An 18,398-nucleotide genomic window follows, 5' to 3' on the forward strand; every position below is an offset into this window, starting at 1 on the left:
AGTGGAGACGGCGGCTGTAACGGTGGAATCAGCTGCAACAGAAGTCAGGACAGATGCTGAAGACAAAGGAGACATCCCTTCGCCGGTGCTAACCGGTCAGGTTCAACGGGTTTGGATCTCAGCCGGCACCTTGCTCGGCACCCCGTGTCAGTCCCCCAGCCTAGCCGCTTGCCGACTGTCCGGCACTGCGTTTCATTTTGCGACAGGCACGCCCGGACTTCCTGCGGGAAAGGCACCCCGGCATTCCGGCGCTGTTAAAAACCGACGGGCCGGCGCTGCGCTTGCAGCGCCGGCCCGTCAACATCAGGTCAGCACGGACGGAATCCGGTCAGCTCACAGCTCGGACGCCGGTACTCCAACGCCGAGAATGATCGGTTCGCTGGCTGGCTTCCGGGCGGCAGCCTTGACTGCTTCCGGCGCCTTGGCTTCATGCGAGTGTCCGGTCGCTGCTGCCGGAGCCGTCTCGTGGTGTTCCACCGACGTCTCGTTGGCGGCGCCCTGGGCCCGGCTGGCGCTGCGGTTGCGGCGCGGCCGGCGGGTTCGGGTCTGGACCGCCGAGTGGTCTGCGAAGCGGTCGGCGTCGCCGTCCGCTGCCGGGGCGGGACGCGTGACGGCAGGTGCGGGCGCAGGTTCAGCGGCAGGCGTCTCCACTGCAGCGGGCGCCTGCGCCGCCGTCGTATCTTTTCCAGCGGGGGCAGCAGGCTCACCGAGGTGAGCGAACGCTTCCTCGAGCCGGTCAAGGGTCAGCGCGGGCTTTTCGGAGGCCGGCTCGCCGGCGTGCTCCACGAACGGAAGCACCACTTTCTCGCCGCCGAACGTCAGCACGGCCCCGGGACGGCCCGGAATGCTTTCCGTCTCCGGAGTGCGGTGCACTGCCGGACCTTCCGGAGCTGAAGCCGCCGGTGCAGCGGCAGGACGCCCCGCATCACCGGAAGCGGCGTGGTGGGCAGCATCGTCGTGCAGATGGGCTGCGTGTGCCGCGGCCGCGATGTTGGCGAGTGCTGCCCGCGTTGCCTCAGCCTTGGCAAGGCGCTCGGCATCTGTGGGCTCGTGGTGGACAACAGCCGGAGCGGTCGGCGCAGCTTCAGGAAGGGCCTGTCCGCTCTTGCCGCGGCGACGCTTCCGGTCGGTCCGTGCCGGCGGCTGGACCTCGGCACGGTGCACATGGTGCTCCGCGGCCACGATGTTGGCACGGCGGTGTTCGACGGGTTCGTCGTGGGTGACGACGCCGCGGCCTGCACAGACCTCGCACTGCTCGCCGAAGACTTCCAGCAGGCCCGTGCCCATGCGCTTGCGGGTCATCTGCACGAGGCCCAGCGAGGTCACTTCCGCCACTTGGTGCTTGGTGCGGTCGCGGCCCAGGCACTCCACCATGCGGCGCAGCACGAGGTCCCGGTTCGATTCGAGCACCATGTCAATGAAGTCGATCACGATGATGCCGCCGATGTCCCGCAGGCGCAGCTGGCGGACGACTTCCTCCGCCGCTTCGAGGTTGTTCTTGGTGACGGTCTCCTCGAGGTTGCCGCCGCTGCCGGTGAACTTTCCGGTGTTGACGTCCACCACGGTCATGGCTTCAGTACGGTCGATCACGAGGGAACCGCCAGAGGGCAGGAAGACCTTGCGGTCCAGCGCCTTGTGGATCTGCTCGTCAATGCGCCAGGCCGAGAAGATGTCCTGGTCCTTGGTCCACTTCTCGAGCCGCCCCACGAGGTCGGGCGCCACGTAGGTCACGTAGGCCTCGATGGTGTCCCACGCCTCATCGCCGGAGACGATCAACTTGGAGAAGTCCTCGTTGAAGACGTCGCGGACCACCTTAATGGTCAGGTCAGGTTCGCCATAGAGCAGCTCGGGAGCGAGGACCTTGGTGGACTTCGCCTGGCTTTCAATGCCCTCCCATTGCGCACGGAGGCGGTTTATGTCATGCGTGAGCTCTTCCTCAGACGCACCTTCGGCCGCGGTGCGGACGATAACGCCTGCATCCTCCGGCAGCCGGTCCTTGAGGATCCGCTTCAGGCGGTTGCGTTCGACGTCGGGAAGCTTGCGGGAAATGCCGGTCATGGAACCGCCGGGCACGTACACGAGGTAGCGTCCGGGCAGGGAAATCTGGCTGGTGAGCCGTGCACCCTTGTGACCCACGGGGTCCTTGGTGACCTGAACCAGAACGGAATCCCCGGACTTCAGGGCGTTTTCGATCCGGCGCTGCTTGCCTTCGAGGTTGACTGCTTCCCAGTTCACTTCACCGGCGTAGAGCACGGCGTTGCGGCCGCGTCCGATGTCAACGAAGGCCGCTTCCATGGACGGCAGCACGTTCTGGACCTTGCCCAGGTAGACGTTGCCGATCAGGGAGTCCTGCTGCGTCTTGGACACGAAGTGCTCGGCCAGCACGCCATCTTCCAGGACACCGATCTGGATTCTGTCGTCGCGCTGGCGCACGATCATCTGGCGGTCCACCGATTCACGGCGTGCCAGGAACTCGGCCTCGGTGATGACGGTGCGGCGGCGGCCGGTGTCGCGGGATTCGCGGCGGCGCTGCTTCTTCGCTTCGAGCCTGGTGGAGCCCTTGACGCTGGTCACCCGGTTGTTGACGGCGGGCTCGCTGGAGACGCGGGGAGCGCGGACACGCGTCACGGTGTTGGGGGGATCGTCGTCTCCCCCGCCGGTGAGCTCAAGGTCCTGGTCGCCACGGCGGCGGCGGCGCCGGCGGCGCGAGGTGACGCCTTCTTCGGGCTGGCCGGCGTTCTCTTCCTCGGTCTCTTCGGCTGCGTCAGATCCTTCGGCCTCGACGTCGGAGTCCGCGCGGTCGGTGATGTCACGGTCAGCGCGGGTCCGGCCGCGGCGTCCGCGGCTGCGGCGCCGGCGGCGTCCGCCGTCGTCCAGTTCGCCCTCCTCCTCGGCCTCGGCCTCGCCGTCCTCCGCTGCGGCGGGTGCCGCGGGCGGACGGATCACGGTGTTAAGGTCCGGGGCCTGGAAGATGATCGAGGTGACTGATGCGGGTTCCAGGAACAGCGAGCCGGCCGGAGCGGCCTGTGCCGGTTCCTCCTCGGTCTCAGCTTCCTCGGCGGTCTCGGCTTGGGCGGCCTCCGCGGCGGCTGTCTCCGCCTGGATGTCCTCAACGCGTGTTTCTTCGACCCGTGTTTCCACAGCCGGCGTCTCAGCGGAGGTTTCGTCTGCTGCGGCAGCCGTGGTGTCCGCGGCCGGCGCCTCTGTGGTCGCTGCGGCCGCTGGCTCGACAGTCTTCGGCTTGGCAACCCGGCGGCGACGTACCGGCTTGGGCTCGGCTTCGACGGCGGCCTCAGCGGGAGCGGCAGCTTCCGGGGCGGCTGAGCCCACGCCGGGTTCTGCCTCGTCTGCAAAGGCGGGCAGCGGCTCTTCCGCAACCTTCTTGCGGGAACGCGTGCGCCGCACCGGTGCTTTGGCCTCCGCCACGGCGGCTTCCACTGCGGTTACGTCCGAATGGGCGGCGTCCACCGGCTCCGACACAAGTGGTTCAGCCGACAACGCGGGTTCGCCGACGACGGGTTCCTGCAGCTCCGGTTCCGGAAGCGAAACCTCGGGCTCCGGTTCCTTTACCTTGGGCGCTGCCTTGCGCCGGGTCCTGGTGGCCTTCTTGGGAGCCTCCGCGGCTACCGTTTCCTCATTGGCAGCCGGATCTTCATTAACGGCAATTACCTGGTCATTATCCATATGTGGCAACACTCCTGCCCCTGACATGCCGCCACATCCGGCACCCATTGGGGCACATATTGTCAAAACCCTCAGGCGTTGACAGAAGTCAATTGGATACCCTCAGGTTCGCACCGGCAGTGGGGTGCGGCAGCCCTGAAAGGCCGGTGGAAATGCTACTGGAACCCGCTGTTTCTGCAATCCACAGCCAGGTGCCGTCCAATGGATCGCGGGAGGCCGGATTTCCGATATCCGGGCCTACACTGCTTCTCACTGGCGGTCTTGGGAACAAGTCACCGGACCAGAGCCCGAATGTGGTTCGTGCTCCAGCCACGTTCATTCTCTCACACCGCCCTTAAAAAACGCCGTAATTGTGTGACAAGCCGGTCAAGCCATCCGGGAACAACTGGCGGCCCAAGCTTGCACCCAGTCTGCGGCGATACAATCTGGGCAGGAGCACCCCAGACAAAGGACCCAGCCCCATGCCCAGCATCTCGTCTTCCACCGGCACGGATTCCGGAGAGGCTTACGACGAAGAGTTTGAACGAACTCCCGCAGCAGCCGAAGCTGCCCTGCCGGCCATGACCCGGGACCGACCCTTCGGGTGGCTGCTGGTTATCACCGGCATTGTGGGGTGGCTTGCTTCGGGAATCCTCGTGCTGGAGAAGCTCGAGGTGCTCAAGGACCCGAACCACACCACGGTCTGCGACGTGAATCCCTGGATCTCATGCGGCCAGGTGATGCAGACTCCCCAAAGCTCGGCCTTCGGCTTCCCGAACATGTTTATCGGCATCGTGGCGTTCGCCGTCATCATCACGGTCGGCATGGCGCTGCTGTCCGGGGCCAGGTTCGCACGCTGGTACTGGCTCGGCCTGCAGGCGGGCGTTACGCTCGGCTTTGCTTTCGTCGTGTGGCTTTGGTTCCAGGCGCTCTACGAGATTCGGATCCTCTGCCCGTTCTGCATGGTGGTCTGGGCGGCCATGATCCCGCTCTTTGTCTGGGTGACGGTGCGCAATGTCGTTCGCGGGGCCATTCCGGCGCCTGCCGGCCTGGCCAAGGTCGTTGGCGACGCCGGCTGGATCATCACGGCGCTGCTCTACGTGGCCGTAATCGCCACCATCTTCTTCGCCTTCATCCAGGTGTTCATCGGCACCTCGGGATTCTGAGCCAAAGAAAAAGCGCGAACTGGCAGCTAATGCCCTCAAAAGCTGATTTTGAGGGTGTTAGCTGCTAGTTCGCGCTTAGGCGCTGCCTAGGCCTGGAACCAGATCTTGATTTCGCGCTCGGCCGAGTCCACGGAGTCGGAGCCGTGGACAAGGTTCTGCTGGACCTTCACGCCCCAATCACGGCCGAAGTCGCCGCGGATGGTTCCGGGAGCCGCCGTCGTCGGGTCGGTGGTGCCGGCCAACGAGCGGAAGCCCTCGATCACACGGTGGCCCTCGAAGATCGCGGCGACCACGGGGCCGCTGAGCATGAACTCCACCAGCGGCTCGTAGAACGGCTTGCCCGCGTGCTCTTCGTAATGCTGCTCGAGCAGCTCCCGGGTGGCGTTGACCTTCTTGAGCTCGGCCAGGATGTAGCCCTTGGCTTCGACGCGGCCGAGGATTTCGCCGGTCAGGTTCCGGGTGACGCCGTCGGGCTTGATCAGGACGAGAGTGCGCTCAATGCTCACAGCTGCTCCAATGCGGTTGGTTGTGGGTTTCCGGGTAAGTCTACGGGTTCTGGACGGTGCCTTCATCGCTGGGCCCGTCCGGATGCGCGGCTTCCCATTCGGCCTGTTCCCGGGCCCTTTGCGCGGCTTCCCTGTCGATCCGGATGCCGGTACGGATGCCGTACCACCAGGAGAGGGCGAACAGCGCCCCGACGAGGAACATCATGGGCTCCACGAAGCCGGCAAGGATGAGCACCAGCTGCAGTATCCAGCCAAGCCCCACGCCCCATGGCTTCGACAGCACGGCGCAGGCCAGGACCAGGACCACGCTCAGTCCGATGCCCACGGAGAGAATCAGCACCGGGGACAACTCGTCGCGGCGCAGTCCGAAAACGGCCAGCGTGGCGAAGAACGCCACGAACGCTTCCAGCAGCAGGACCGTGGAGGCGAACATGATTTTGGTGGACCGGCGTTTTTTCGGCATCCCCGGCCGCCATTCACGCTGGGCTTTCGTCAACCTGGCCATGCGTCAGGCCCCCGTCTTCCCGAGCAGGATGCGGGCGTCAGCCACCAGGGTGATGGAGCCCGTCACCAGCACACCGCCGGCCAGGTCCTCGTTGGCTTCCGCACGCTCCACGGCCCACTCGATGGCGTCGTCCAGTTTCTCGGCGATGTGGATGTTCTCCTCACCAAAGCCGAGGTCGACGGCGAGCTCCGCCAGTTCCGCAGCGGGCACCGCCCGCGGGGAGTTGGACTGGGTGAAGCAGAATTCCTCGGCCAGCCCGCCGAGGGACTCCTTGAGCTGGCGGAGAATCTCTTCGGCGTCCTTTTCCTTGAGGACACCGACCACCACGACGATCTTGCTGAAGCTGAAGGCTTCCTCGATGGCTTCGGCCGAAACGCGGATGCCCTCCGGGTTGTGCGCAGCGTCCACGATGATGGTGGGCGCGGTGCGGACCACCTCGAGGCGGCCCGGGGACGTGACCGTGGCGAAGGCTTCCTGCAGCACCTCGGCGTCGAGCTCCTTCTCGCCTCCGCCGAGGAAGGCCTCCAGAGCGGCAATGGCCACGGCGGCGTTCTCAGCCTGGTGGGCGCCGTGGAGGGGAACCATGATCTCCGGGTAGCGTCCTGCGATGCCCTGGATGGCCACCACCTGTCCGCCGACCGCTACCTGCCGGGACTCAACGCCGAACTCCACGCCTTCGAAGCGGAAAGGCGCCTGGACTTCCTTGGCCTTTTCCAGCAGCACCTGGGCAGCATCCACGGGCTGGGCAGCGCTGATGAGGAAGCCGCCGGGCTTGATGATGCCGGCCTTCTCGTGGGCGATGTCCTCCGTGGTGTCGCCCAGCAGGTCGGTGTGGTCCAGGGAAATCGGCGTGACGACGGCCACTTGGCCGTCACCCACGTTGGTGGCGTCGGTGATGCCGCCGAGCCCCACCTCCATGACCGCCACATTAACCGGCTGGTCCGCGAAGACCGCGAAGGCGAGGATGGTAAGGCATTCGAAGTAGGTCAGTTTGGGCTGGCCCTCGGCGAGGAGTTCGTTGTCCACGATCTCCAGGTACGGCCGGATCTCGTCCCAGATGCGGACAAACGTCTCGTCCGACACCGGTGCGCCGTCCACACTGATCCGCTCTGTGACCTTGGACAGGTGCGGGCTGGTGTAGCGGCCGGTGCTGAGGCCGTGGGCCCGGAGCCCGGCCTCGATCATCCGTGCCGTGGACGTTTTGCCGTTGGTGCCAGTGACGTGGATGATCGGGAACGCCTTGTTCGGCTCCCCCAGCACGTCCATCGCCCGGAACAGCGGCGCGAGGCGGGGTTCCATCTTGTTTTCCGGCGCCCGGCCCAGCAGCTCGGCGTAGACGCTCTCCACGGAGAATTCGTCGGTCATATGTTTCAGGCCTCTGCTTTTTCGACGGTGACTTTTTCGACACCGATAAGGGGTTCCCCGGAGTCGGCAGGAACGGTGTCCAGCTCCAGTGTCAGGGTTTCGGTTTTGACGAGTTCGGCGTTGGCCAGCAGGGCGTCCAGCACGCTCTGCACGGCGGTGACCGAGGTCCGGATCCGGTCGCTCACGTTGAGTCCGGCGTCCTTTCGTGCCTGCTGGATGGAGCGGACCATGTCCCGCGCCAGCCCTTCGGCCTCGAGTTCGGGCGTGACCTCGGTATTGAGCACCACGAAGCCGCCGCCGGGCAAGACCGCGACGGAGGCCGAACCGCCGTCGGACTCGGCAACCACGGTCTCCAGCGTGTATTCCTGCGGCTCCAGCTCAAGCCCGCCGGCGGTCACCACACCGGCATCGGAGACGGACCAGTCACCGGACTTGGAGCCCTTGATGGCGAGCTGGACGTTCTTGCCGAGGCGCGGGCCCGCGGCCCGGGCGTTCACCACGAGCTTCTGTTCGATGCCGAATTCCTCCGGGGAGGCGCTGGCGGCGTCAAGGAGACGCACGGAGCGCAGGTTCAGCTCATCGGCGACGACGGCGGCGAACCCGTTCAGTGCATCTGCGCCGGGTGCCACGACAGTGAGTTCCTGCAGCGGCAGGCGCACGCGCAGGTTCGCTGCCTTGCGCAGGGAGGATCCGGTGGAGCAGATCTGCTGCACGCGGTCCATCGCTTCCACGAGCCCGGGGTTGGCCGGGAACAGCTCGGCGTCCGGCCAGTCGGCCAGGTGCACGGAGCGACCGCCGGTGAGGCCGCGCCAGATCTCCTCGGACACCAGCGGCAGCAGCGAGGCGGACACGCGGCAGACAGCCTCGAGCGCGGTGTAGAGCGCGTCGAAGGCGTCGACATTCTCGTCGAAGAAGCGCTGGCGGCTGCGGCGCACGTACCAGTTGGTGAGCATGTCCAGGTAGCTGCGGAGTTCATCGCAGGCCCCGGAGATGTCGTAGCTGTCCAGCTGGGCGGTCATGTTGCGGACCAGGTCCCCGGTATTGGCCAGCAGGTACTGGTCCAGGGTGTCGGAGTAGCCACCGTAGCGCAGTTTCGCGTCATAGCCGGCGCCGCCGTTCGAGGCGTTGGTATACAGCGTGAAGAAGCTGTACACATTCCACAGCGGCAGGATGACCTGCCGGACGCCGTCGCGGATTCCCTGTTCGGTGACCACAAGGTTGCCGCCGCGCAGGATGGGGCTGGACATGAGGAACCAGCGCATCGCGTCGGAGCCGTCGCGGTCCAGGACCTCAGACACGTCCGGGTAGTTCCGCAGGCTCTTAGACATCTTCTGCCCGTCCGAACCCAGCACGATGCCGTGGCTGATGACGTTGCGGAAGGCGGGACGGTCGAACAGTGCCGTGGACAGGATGTGCAGCATGTAGAACCAGCCGCGCGTCTGACCGATGTACTCCACAATGAAGTCCGCGGGGTTGTGGGTGTTGAACCACGCCTCGTTCTGGAACGGGTAGTGGACCTGGCCGTACGGCATGGAGCCGGAGTCAAACCAGACGTCCAGCACGTCCTCCACGCGGCGCATGACGGACTGGCCCTCTTCGGGCGTCCGCGGGTCGTCCGGGTTGGGCCGGGTCAGTTCGTCGATGAACGGCCGGTGCAGGTCGACTTGGCCGTCCTTGTTCAGCGGCAGGCGGCCGAAGTCGGCCTCAATCTCGGCGAGCGAGCCGTAGACATCCGTCCGCGGGTACTCGGGATCCGTGGACTGCCAGACAGGGATGGGACTGCCCCAGTAGCGGTTCCGGCTGATGGACCAGTCACGGGCGTTTTCCAGCCACTTGCCGAACTGGCCGTCCTTGACGTTCCCGGGGATCCAGTTAATCTCCTGGTTCAGTTCGGACATCCGGTCCCGGAACTTGGTGACCTCCACGTACCAGGAGGAGACGGCGCGGTAGATCAGCGGGTTGCGGCAGCGCCAGCAGTGCGGGTAGCTGTGCTCGTAGCTGGCCTGGCGGACCAGGCGTCCCTGGGCACGCAGCACCTGGGTGATGGGCTTGTTGGCCTCGAAGACCTGCAGGCCGGCGATGTCGTGGAGATCGCCGTGCTTGAACAGCGGCAGGAACTTGGCGCCCTCGTCCACGGACAGGACCACCGGGATTCCGGCTTCCTCACAGATCTTCTGGTCATCCTCACCGTAGGCGGGCGACTGGTGGACGATGCCAGTGCCGTCCGTGGTGGTGACGTAGTCGGCCACGAGGACTTGCCAGGCGTTCTGGGTGCCAAACTTTTCGGTGTCGCTGAAGTCGTGCCACAGCGGCTCGTACTTCAGGCCGGCAAGCTCGGCGCCGGTGTGGGTCGACGTAACAGCGGCGGCCGCGGCAGCCGCATCGTCGTATCCGAGGTCCTTCGCATAGGTGCCGAGCAGGTCTTCGGCGAGCAGGAAGCTGCCGGTGACCGGCGCTTCCGGGGAGGCAGCCTTGATGCCGTTGGGGCCGGCCGGCAGCACTGCGTAGGAGATAGCGGGCCCGACGGCGAGAGCAGCGTTGGTAGGCAGCGTCCAGGGGGTGGTGGTCCAGGCAAGCGCCTGGACGCCGTGCAACGGGCCAGGCTGCGCCACGCCAAATTCGTCTTCCGTAGAATCCGCATCGATGATGGGGAACGTCACCGTGACAGTCTGGTCCTGGCGGTTCTTGTAGACGTCGTCATCCATGCGCAGTTCATGGTTGGACAGCGGCGTCTCGTCCTTCCAGCAGTACGGCAGCACGCGGTAGCCGTTGTAGGTCAGGCCCTTCTCGTGCAGCTGCTTGAAGGCCCAGAGCACGGACTCCATGTACTCGACGTTGAGCGTCTTGTAGTCGTTGTCGAAGTCCACCCAGCGGGCCTGGCGGGTGACGTACGCCTGCCATTCGTTGGCGTACTTCATCACGGAGGCGCGGCAGGCATCGTTGAACTTATCGATGCCCATGGCCTCAATCTGGGTCTTGTCCGTCATGCCCAGCTGTTTCATGGCCTCCAGCTCGGCGGGCAGGCCGTGGGTGTCCCAGCCGAAGCGGCGCTCCACGCGCTTGCCGCGCTGGGTCTGGTAGCGGCCCACAAGGTCCTTGGCGTAGCCGGTCAGCAGGTGGCCGTAGTGCGGAAGCCCGTTGGCGAAGGGCGGGCCGTCGTAGAAGACGAACTCATTGCTGCCAGGGGCGCCGCCGGGAAGGTCTGCGCTGCGCTGGTCGATGCTCGCCTGGAAGGTGCCGTCCTCGTCCCAGTATTTGAGGATCCGTTCCTCGATCTCCGGAAACTTCACGGAGGCAGACACGCCGGAGGTGTTGGCGCCTGACGGTGCAGCAGAGGCCTTGGGGTAGTAAGTCATCTCGACATCCTGGGTTGAGCTGGTGAACAAGTGGATCATTCAGGATGCGAGGACGGCCCGTACGCCGCTGCCCAGTTTCACTTTCCAGTGTCGCTGGCCAACGTTGCCGGCACCGCGGTACCACCTCACTTACCGGCACTGGGACTGGCCCCCGAAGGAGCTGTTCCGACGCCGGCCGCTCATTACTGCTATGACGGGCTTACCCGTCCGGTTCTACTGGCCCTGGTGCAGGGTGGGTCTGGATGATCAGTCCACTGCTGCGGGGCGTTCTTCCGGAAGCTCACCGGTGATGGCCGGGTCAAAGCCGTTGGATCCAGTCTAACGGCTGTGCCCGCGGACGCCATAACCGGTCAGGGCCCGCGGAACAGGCAAAACGAAACGGGCGCCAAGGGCCCTTTCCTGCCTAGACTCGGTCCCATGACCGTCTCCCCGGGCTCCTCTGGAACGAAACAAGCCGGGACCATCGCCTGGCGGCTGCTGGCGATCGCCGTCCTGGTCCCCGTGGCGACCCTGTCGATCTTTCGGGCGGTCCCGGCGCACTGGCCGACGCCGGTGGTCCAGGTGCTGTCCTTCACCCCGTGGCTGGTGGTTCCGGCAGTCTTCGCGCTGGGTCTGGCCCTGGCCGGCCGCCGCATCTTGGTCACGACGGTGGCCGCGCTGCTGCTCGCCGCCCAGCTGTTCTGGCTGTTCCCTCTGGACACCGGCCGCCCCACTCCAGTTCCGGCCGGCTCCGGCACTGCGCTGACGGCCATGAACATCAACTCGCAATTCGGCGAGGCGGATGCAGCGGAAATCGTCCGGCTGGTCCGCGAGGAGGGGGTGGGCCTGCTCACGGTCCAGGAACACACCCAAGCCTTTGAGGACCGGCTGGCTGACGAGGGACTGGGGACCCTGCTGCCTCACAGGGCCAGCAGCCCCACGGACGATGGCGCCGGCAGCGCAATCTATTCCCTACATCCTCTGCGGTCTTTGGGAATGGTGCCGGACACGCCGTTCCAGATGCCGACCGTCCGGCTGACCGTTGAGGATGACGGCCGGACAAGCATCCTGGAGGTGACGAACGTGCACGCGCTTCCGCCGGTTGACGTACGGATCGCACAGTGGCGCAGCGATCTCGCGGCCCTGGGACGTTTGGCCGGACAGGATGCGCCTGCCCGGCCAACCGGCCTTGCCGCACAGGGAGGCCCCGCAACAGAGGCTTCCCCCATGCGGCCGGTGAACCGACTCCTGATTGGCGATTTCAACGCCACCTACGACCACTCCGAGTTCCGCGCACTGCTCGACGGCGGGGACCGCGGTTCAGGCGGTTCACGTGATTCAGCCGGTTCAGGCAGCCGGAAGATGGTCGACGTGGGGACGGCGGCCGGGCTGCGGCTGCTCCCCACCTGGCCGATGGAGGGCGTGCCGCTGCCGGGGATCACCATCGACCATCTCGTCACGAGCCCGCAGATCGCGAGCACCGGCTATGCAGTGCACCGGATCACAGGAACAGACCACGCGGCGGTGTTGGCCACGCTCAGCATCCCTGCGGCGGACTAGGCGGGAGGAGCCGCCAGTGTTCACCCCCGCTTGCGGATCAGCTTGTGGTTGGCCGCCTGCGCGACGGGCCGCATCACGATCTGATCCAGGTTCACATGGTGCGGCGCGCACACGGCATAGCGCACCACGTCCGCGACGTCAGCCGCCGTCAGCGGTTTCTCGACACCCTCATAGACCTTTTGGGCAGCTTGGGCGTCGCCTAGCCGGTTCAGGGCAAACTCCTCGGTAAACACCAGCCCTGGTGCAACCTCGATCACGCGGAGGTTGTTTTCGGCCTCCTCCAGGCGGAGAGCGTTGGTGATGGCGTGCTGGGCGAACTTGGCGGCGTTGTATCCGGCGCCGCCTTCGTACGCCACGAGTCCTGCCGTGGAGGTCAGGTTCAGGACGGTGCCCTCGCCGTGTTCACGCAGCATGGGGAGGAACGCACGGGTGATCTTCATGGTTCCGAGGACGTTCACGCGGTACATCCAGTCCCAGTCGTCGGTCTGGGCCTGGCCCACGGGGTCTGCGCCGCGGGCGCCGCCGGCGATGTTGATGAGGGTGTCGATGCCGCCGGCCGCCGTTACCTCGGCCAGGAGCCTGGCCACATCGGCGTCTTCGACGATGTCAGCGGGAATGCCGACGGCGCCTGTCTCCGCTTCCAGCGCGGCCAGCCTCTCCTGGCGGCGGGCGACAGCATAAACGGTCCACCCTTCGGTCCTCAGCGCCCGGACGGTGGCCTCGCCGATGCCGGTGCTGGCACCCGTGACGACAGCTGCTTTGTTCTTCGATACCTCAGTCATGGGACCACCCTAACGGCATTCAGAGGAGGCCTCAGCCCTGCCTCCCCTGCAGGAACTCCAGCAGGACCCGGGCGTGGTTCACTTCCGGATCCCTCGCTCCGTAAAGCAGCGTCACCTTGCCGTGGCGGGCGGCCAGATCCAGGAGCCGGTCCACGGCAGGGTTCTGCTCCAGCTCGGCCTCATACCGCCCCCGGAAGTCAGCAAAACGCTCCTGCATGTGGGCGAATTCCTGCCGGAGCGGCGCAGACGGCGCGATTTCCTTGAGCCACAGCTCAAGGTGGGCGCGTTCCTTGCTGACCCCGCGCGGCCAGAGCCTGTCCACCAAAACCCGGCAGCCGTCGTCGTCCGCGGCGTCCTCATAGATGCGCTTGGTCACGAAAGTGCCGGCTGCCTCGTCCATAAGCGGCATGCTACTCCAGGCGTCCGGGACGTCACCGCTGCAAGATCCGGCGGCGGCTCATGAAACAATTGCTCCATGGCTGAAGCACATCAGGGTACAGACACGCCCACCACCGCCCCTATCAACGTTCCGGACAAGCCCGCCCTCGAAGGGCTCGAAGCTGCCCTGACGCAGCGCTGGCTCGCCGAAGGGACCTACAAGTTCAACCCGGACACGACCCGGGAGCAGGTCTACTCGATCGACACGCCCCCGCCCACCGCGTCCGGTTCGCTGCACGTGGGCCACATGTTCTCGTTCACGCACACCGACGTCCTGGCCCGCTATCAGCGCATGATCGGCAAGAACGTGTTCTACCCCATGGGCTGGGACGACAACGGCCTCCCCACCGAGCGCCGCGTCCAGAACTACTACGGCGTGCGGTGCGATCCGGCCATCCCCTATGACCCCGACTACAGCCCGCCGGCGCAGCCCGCCAAGAACCAGCGCGATTTCGACGTCGTCTCGCGCCGGAACTTCATCGAACTGTGTGAGGAACTCGCGGTCGAGGACGAAAAAGTCTTCGAGGGCCTCTTCCAGACCCTTGGCCTGTCGGTTGACTGGCAGCTGACCTACCGAACCATCGACGACGTCTCCCGCGAAGTCTCCCAGCGCGCCTTCCTGAAGAACCTGGCCGACGGCGACGCCTACATGGCCGAGGCACCCACCCTGTGGGACGTGACGTTCCGCACGGCCGTGGCCCAGGCGGAGCTTGAGGACCGCGAGGTTGCCGGGGCCTACTACCGCTACCCGTTCTTCACCGAAAACGGCGAGAAGATCTACGTCGAGACCACACGCCCCGAGCTGCTGGCCGCCTGCGCCGCCCTCGTGGCCAACCCCGACGACGAACGGTACCAGCCGCTGTTCGGCAAGACGGTCACGTCTCCCCTCTTCGGCGTCGAGCTTGAAGTCAAGGCCCACGCACTGGCGAAGGCCGATAAAGGCTCCGGCATCGCCATGGTGTGCACGTTCGGTGACCTGACCGACGTCACCTGGTGGCGTGAACTGCAGCTGCCCACCCGCGCCATTGTGGGCCGCGACGGCCGCATCATCGGCGAAACCCCCGAGTGGATCACCACCAACGAAGGCCGCGAAGCCTTCGCCGCGATCGCCGGCAAGACCGTCTTCAGCGCCAAGGAAGCAGTGGTGGAACTCCTCACGGCGGCCGGGCTGCTGGACGGTGAGCCGAAGAAGATCATGCACCCGGTGAACTTCTTCGAAAAGGGCGACAAGCCCCTCGAGGTAGTGACGTCCCGCCAGTGGTACATCCGCAACGGCGGCCGGGACGAGGACCGCCGCGAACGCCTGATCCGCCGCGGCCACGAGATCGAATTCCACCCGTCCTTCATGCGCTCGCGCTACGAAAACTGGATTTCCGGCCTGAACGGCGACTGGCTGGTGTCCCGGCAGCGCTTCTTCGGCGTGCCCGTGCCCGTCTGGTACCCGCTGGACTCGGACGGAAACCCGGACTACGAGGCGCCCATCCTGCCCTCCGACGAGCAGCTCCCGGTGGACCCGGCCGCGGACTCGGCGCCCGGCTACGAGGAGGCGCAGCGCGATGTCCCCGGCGGCTTCACCGGCGATGCGGACGTCCTGGATACCTGGGCGACATCCTCCCTGACGCCGCAGATCGTGGGCGGCTGGAGCCGGGACGAGGAACTCTTCGCCAAGGTCTTCCCGTTCGACCTGCGCCCGCAGGGCCACGACATCATCCGCACCTGGCTGTTCTCCTCCGCCGTGCGCGCTGATTCGCTGCAGTACACCGCTCCGTGGAAGCATGCGGCTATCTCCGGCTGGATCCTGGACCCGGACCGCAAGAAGATGTCCAAGTCCAAGGGCAACGTGGTTGTGCCCACCGACGTCCTCAACGAGTTCGGCTCCGACGCCGTGCGCTACTGGGCCACCTCGGCCAAGCTGGGCGCCGATACAGCCTACGAAATCGCGCAGATGAAGATCGGCCGGCGCCTGGCCATCAAGCTCCTGAACGCTTCCAAGTTCGTCCTGAACCTGGGCGCCACGGAGAACTCGGTGGTGACTGGCGACCATTCCGTGCTGACCAACCCGCTGGACCGCGCCGTCCTGGCCCAGCTCTCCGAGGTGGTGGCCCAGTCCACCAAGGCGTTTGAGAACTACGACTACGCCCGGGCGCTCCAGATCACGGAGAGCTTCTTCTGGCAGTTCACGGACGACTACGTCGAGCTCATCAAGGACCGCGCGTACGGTGCCGCCGGGGAATCGGAGCAGGCCTCAGTCCTGGCGGCCCTTGCCACGAGCCTGGACACCCTGCTGCGGCTCTTCGCGCCGTTCCTGCCGTTCGCCACCGAGGAAGTCTGGAGCTGGTGGCGCACCGGCTCAGTACACCGTGCCGAGTGGCCGTCAGACCTGCAGGTTGCTGACGGCGACACCACGCTGCTCGCGACCGTGGGCCTGGCCCTCAGCGGCATCCGGAAGGCCAAGTCCGAGGCCAAGGTCAAGCAGCGCACCGAGGTCCTTTCGGCGACCATCAGGGCCACCGAGTCCCTGACGACGCAGCTCAAGGCCGGCCTGGCGGATCTGAAGGCGGCATCCAACGCCCGCGAGCTTACACTTGCGGCGGGCGAGGGCGAACTGACCGTCAGCGACGTGGTGCTGGTGCCTGCCGAGGAGACCGCGCCGGCCTAGGCGGCCAGGTTCTTCGAGGCCCGGTTAAATTTGGGCAGCCCGGCTGTTTTGGGCAAATTGTTTTTGGGCAAAGGGGAAGCCCCATCAGCTTTTTGCGGTTGGTGGGGCTTCGACTTTTCGGCTGTCTGGTGACATCTTTGACAGTCTGGCAAGATCCTCAGAAATTTCAGGTCTTCCTACCTTGTCACTGGTAGCCTGCTTCTAACTTTGCCGAAGGCTGCGTTAGATGCATGTCACTGAATCCTTGGTTCTTGCGTCCCACTTCTTTCGAAGTGGGTAAGAACTATTGTTGTCCCCCTCATATGGATGCGCAAGGGCCCCGGCAGAACTACTCTGATGTAGTTCTCCGGGGCTCTTATGGCGCTGCTGGTGGCCGGCGGACGGGGCGGGTCCGATGGGCCCTGGCCTGTGGCGTCAGTCGAAGGCTGGCTTCTCCGTACGGCTGCGCTTGATCTCGAAGAAGTGCGGGAATGACGCCAGGGTAACCGTGGCATCCCACAGCCGGCCGGCCTCCTCGCCGCGCGGAATGCGGGTGAGGACCGGGCCGAAGAACGCAGTGCCGTTGAACGCCACCACCGGCGTCCCGACATCCTGGCCCACCAGGGAGATGCCCTGCTCGTGGCTGGCCCGCAGCTGGGGGTCGAACGCGTCGGACTCAGCAGCCTCGGCCAGTTCGGCCGGCAGGCCGCACTCGGCGAGGGCCTTGGCGATGACGATCGAGAAGTCCTTCTGGCCGCCGTCGTGGATCTGAGTGCCCATCGCGTCGTACAGCGCCTTGACCACGTGGTCACCGTGCTGCTCCTGGGCGGCGATGATTACCCTGACCGGCCCCCAGGCCTTGTCCATTGCCTCGCGGTAGCCGGGGTCCAGGTCCCGGCCCTCGTTCAGCACGGAAAGGCTCATGACGTGCCACTCGGTGGTGATGTCACGGACGGCTTCCACTTCGCCGACCCAGCGCGAAGTGATCCATGCGAAGGGGCACAGGGGGTCGAACCAGAAGTCGGCCTTGTTGGAGCGGGTTTCAGGCACAGCTAGTCTCCTCGAAAAAGTCGTGGGGCGTGGCGCAGTCCGCGGCACGCTTAATCGACAGCGAAGAACTAGGCAGATTTATTCCGGCGCTTGGCCACAACGTCATGCGTGATCATGGTGGGCTGCGCCTTCTTGGTCACAACATCCGCCGTGATCACCACGCTGGCGATGTCATCGCGGCTGGGGAGATCGAACATCACCGGCAGGAGGACTTCCTCCATGATGGCGCGGAGCCCGCGGGCACCGGTCCCCCGCTCAAGCGCCTGGTCTGCGATCACCTCCAGGGCGTCGTCAGCGAACACGAGCTCAACTCCGTCCAGCTGGAACATCTTCTGGTACTGCTTCACCAGGGCGTTCTTCGGGGTGGAGAGAATCTGGATCAGCGCCGGCCGGTCCAGGTTCGAGACCGTGGTGATCACGGGGAGGCGGCCGATAAATTCCGGGATGAGGCCGAATTTCAGCAGGTCCTCCGGCATCACCTCGCCGTAGGAATCGGTGGTGTTCTTGACCTCGTTCAGGGGCGCTCCGAACCCGATGCCCTTGCGCCCGGACCGGGAGCCGATGATTTCCTCCAGGCCGGCGAAGGCGCCTGCAACGATGAACAGCACGTTGGTGGTGTCGATCTGGATGAATTCCTGGTGCGGATGCTTGCGGCCGCCCTGCGGCGGAACTGAGGCGACAGTGCCCTCAAGGATCTTGAGCAGTGCCTGCTGCACGCCTTCACCCGAGACGTCCCGGGTGATTGACGGGTTCTCGCTCTTGCGGGATATCTTATCGATCTCGTCGATGTAGATGATGCCCTGTTCGGCCTTCTTAACGTCGTAGTCTGCTGCTTGGATGAGCTTCAGAAGGATGTTTTCGACGTCCTCGCCCACGTACCCGGCTTCAGTCAGGGCGGTCGCATCGGCAACGGCAAACGGGACGTTGAGCCGGCGGGCCAGGGTCTGCGCCAGGTAGGTCTTGCCGCAGCCGGTAGGGCCGATCAGGAGGATGTTGGACTTGGAGATCTCGACGTCATCGTGGTGGACGCCGTCCGCGAGGCTGCCGCTCTTGGGAGCGTGGCCGGCCTGGATCCGTTTGTAGTGGTTGTAGACGGCGACGGCGAGGGAACGTTTGGCGGGCTCCTGGCCAATGACGTATTCCTGCAGGAAGTCGAAGATCTCGCGGGGCTTGGGCAGTTCAAAACTGCCGAGATCGGCTACTTCCGCGAGTTCTTCTTCAATGATCTCGTTACAGAGTTCAATGCACTCATCGCAGATATAGACGCCGGGCCCGGCAATGAGCTTGCGCACCTGCTTCTGGCTCTTTCCGCAGAAAGAGCACTTGAGCAAATCCGTGCTCTCGCCAATCCGAGCCATATGTGAACCCCTTAGTATCTTGCTGCGACTAC

The 18,398-nt window shown here is 65.4% G+C and carries 12 protein-coding genes and 1 riboswitch; of the genes, 3 read left to right on the forward strand and 9 right to left on the reverse strand.

All coding sequences use genetic code 11. The features are described from left to right. Positions 1 to 57 precede the first annotated feature (57 nt). Positions 58 to 155: riboswitch (TPP riboswitch) on the reverse strand. Between the two features lie 178 nt (positions 156 to 333). Next, positions 334 to 3,684: an Rne/Rng family ribonuclease gene (locus J7E80_RS20990; protein WP_215054149.1), complete on the reverse strand. Its 3,351-nt coding sequence runs from the start codon at positions 3,682 to 3,684 to the stop codon at positions 334 to 336. A gap of 461 nt (positions 3,685 to 4,145) precedes the next feature. On the opposite strand from J7E80_RS20990, the gene J7E80_RS20995 reads away from it, so the two are divergent. Then, entirely contained in the window at positions 4,146 to 4,829 is a 684-nt protein-coding gene (locus J7E80_RS20995) for a vitamin K epoxide reductase family protein (protein WP_215054150.1), read from the forward strand. An 86-nt stretch (positions 4,830 to 4,915) separates the two neighbouring features. Here the strand turns inward: J7E80_RS20995 and ndk are convergent, their stop codons facing one another. The 4 genes from ndk to ileS are packed head-to-tail and all read right to left on the reverse strand — an operon-like array spanning position 4,916 to position 10,561. After that, positions 4,916 to 5,335, reverse strand: a complete 420-nt coding sequence (gene ndk / locus J7E80_RS21000) for a nucleoside-diphosphate kinase (protein ID WP_215054151.1) — start codon at positions 5,333 to 5,335, stop codon at positions 4,916 to 4,918. Between the two features lie 40 nt (positions 5,336 to 5,375). Next, entirely contained in the window at positions 5,376 to 5,840 is a 465-nt protein-coding gene (locus J7E80_RS21005) for a DUF4233 domain-containing protein (protein ID WP_215054152.1), read from the reverse strand. A 3-nt stretch (positions 5,841 to 5,843) separates the two neighbouring features. Next, entirely contained in the window at positions 5,844 to 7,205 is a 1,362-nt protein-coding gene (locus J7E80_RS21010) for a folylpolyglutamate synthase/dihydrofolate synthase family protein (protein ID WP_215054153.1), read from the reverse strand. A gap of 5 nt (positions 7,206 to 7,210) precedes the next feature. After that, positions 7,211 to 10,561: an isoleucine--tRNA ligase gene (gene ileS / locus J7E80_RS21015; protein ID WP_215054154.1), complete on the reverse strand. Its 3,351-nt coding sequence runs from the start codon at positions 10,559 to 10,561 to the stop codon at positions 7,211 to 7,213. A gap of 417 nt (positions 10,562 to 10,978) precedes the next feature. Between ileS and J7E80_RS21020 the strand changes: the two genes are divergently transcribed. After that, complete coding sequence (locus J7E80_RS21020) at positions 10,979 to 12,100, forward strand: endonuclease/exonuclease/phosphatase family protein (protein WP_215054155.1); 1,122 nt, start codon at positions 10,979 to 10,981, stop codon at positions 12,098 to 12,100. 20 nt (positions 12,101 to 12,120) lie between these two features. Here J7E80_RS21020 and J7E80_RS21025 read toward each other — a convergent pair whose 3' ends face one another. Beyond that, positions 12,121 to 12,882: an SDR family oxidoreductase gene (locus J7E80_RS21025; protein WP_215054156.1), complete on the reverse strand. Its 762-nt coding sequence runs from the start codon at positions 12,880 to 12,882 to the stop codon at positions 12,121 to 12,123. A gap of 31 nt (positions 12,883 to 12,913) precedes the next feature. Then, positions 12,914 to 13,282: a DUF488 domain-containing protein gene (locus J7E80_RS21030; RefSeq protein WP_215054157.1), complete on the reverse strand. Its 369-nt coding sequence runs from the start codon at positions 13,280 to 13,282 to the stop codon at positions 12,914 to 12,916. 75 nt (positions 13,283 to 13,357) lie between these two features. On the opposite strand from J7E80_RS21030, the gene valS reads away from it, so the two are divergent. Then, complete coding sequence (valS, locus tag J7E80_RS21035) at positions 13,358 to 15,979, forward strand: valine--tRNA ligase (protein ID WP_215054158.1); 2,622 nt, start codon at positions 13,358 to 13,360, stop codon at positions 15,977 to 15,979. Positions 15,980 to 16,393: 414 nt separating this feature from the next. Here valS and J7E80_RS21040 read toward each other — a convergent pair whose 3' ends face one another. Together J7E80_RS21040 and clpX are read right to left on the reverse strand one after the other, a co-directional pair. Continuing rightward, positions 16,394 to 17,008 (reverse strand): DsbA family protein, encoded by a 615-nt coding sequence (locus tag J7E80_RS21040; RefSeq protein ID WP_215054159.1) that lies wholly within the window; start codon positions 17,006 to 17,008, stop codon positions 16,394 to 16,396. Positions 17,009 to 17,076: 68 nt separating this feature from the next. Further along, a complete protein-coding gene (gene clpX / locus J7E80_RS21045; protein WP_215054160.1) occupies positions 17,077 to 18,366 on the reverse strand; it encodes an ATP-dependent Clp protease ATP-binding subunit ClpX in 1,290 nt (429 codons plus the stop codon). Between the last annotated feature and the right edge of the window lie 32 nt (positions 18,367 to 18,398).

The sequence above is a fragment of the Arthrobacter sp. ISL-28 genome, from assembly GCF_018613875.1.
In the GTDB taxonomy this organism is placed as follows: domain Bacteria; phylum Actinomycetota; class Actinomycetes; order Actinomycetales; family Micrococcaceae; genus Arthrobacter.

Coding starts and splice junctions, on each gene's coding strand:
- J7E80_RS20990 (WP_215054149.1), bottom strand. CDS start 3,684: ATGGATAATGACCAGGTAATTGCCGTTAATGAAGATCCGGCTGCCAAT.
- J7E80_RS20995 (WP_215054150.1), top strand. CDS start 4,146: ATGCCCAGCATCTCGTCTTCCACCGGCACGGATTCCGGAGAGGCTTAC.
- J7E80_RS21005 (WP_215054152.1), bottom strand. CDS start 5,840: ATGGCCAGGTTGACGAAAGCCCAGCGTGAATGGCGGCCGGGGATGCCG.
- J7E80_RS21010 (WP_215054153.1), bottom strand. CDS start 7,205: ATGACCGACGAATTCTCCGTGGAGAGCGTCTACGCCGAGCTGCTGGGC.
- ileS (WP_215054154.1), bottom strand. CDS start 10,561: ATGACTTACTACCCCAAGGCCTCTGCTGCACCGTCAGGCGCCAACACC.
- J7E80_RS21020 (WP_215054155.1), top strand. CDS start 10,979: ATGACCGTCTCCCCGGGCTCCTCTGGAACGAAACAAGCCGGGACCATC.
- J7E80_RS21025 (WP_215054156.1), bottom strand. CDS start 12,882: ATGACTGAGGTATCGAAGAACAAAGCAGCTGTCGTCACGGGTGCCAGC.
- J7E80_RS21030 (WP_215054157.1), bottom strand. CDS start 13,282: ATGGACGAGGCAGCCGGCACTTTCGTGACCAAGCGCATCTATGAGGAC.
- valS (WP_215054158.1), top strand. CDS start 13,358: ATGGCTGAAGCACATCAGGGTACAGACACGCCCACCACCGCCCCTATC.
- clpX (WP_215054160.1), bottom strand. CDS start 18,366: ATGGCTCGGATTGGCGAGAGCACGGATTTGCTCAAGTGCTCTTTCTGC.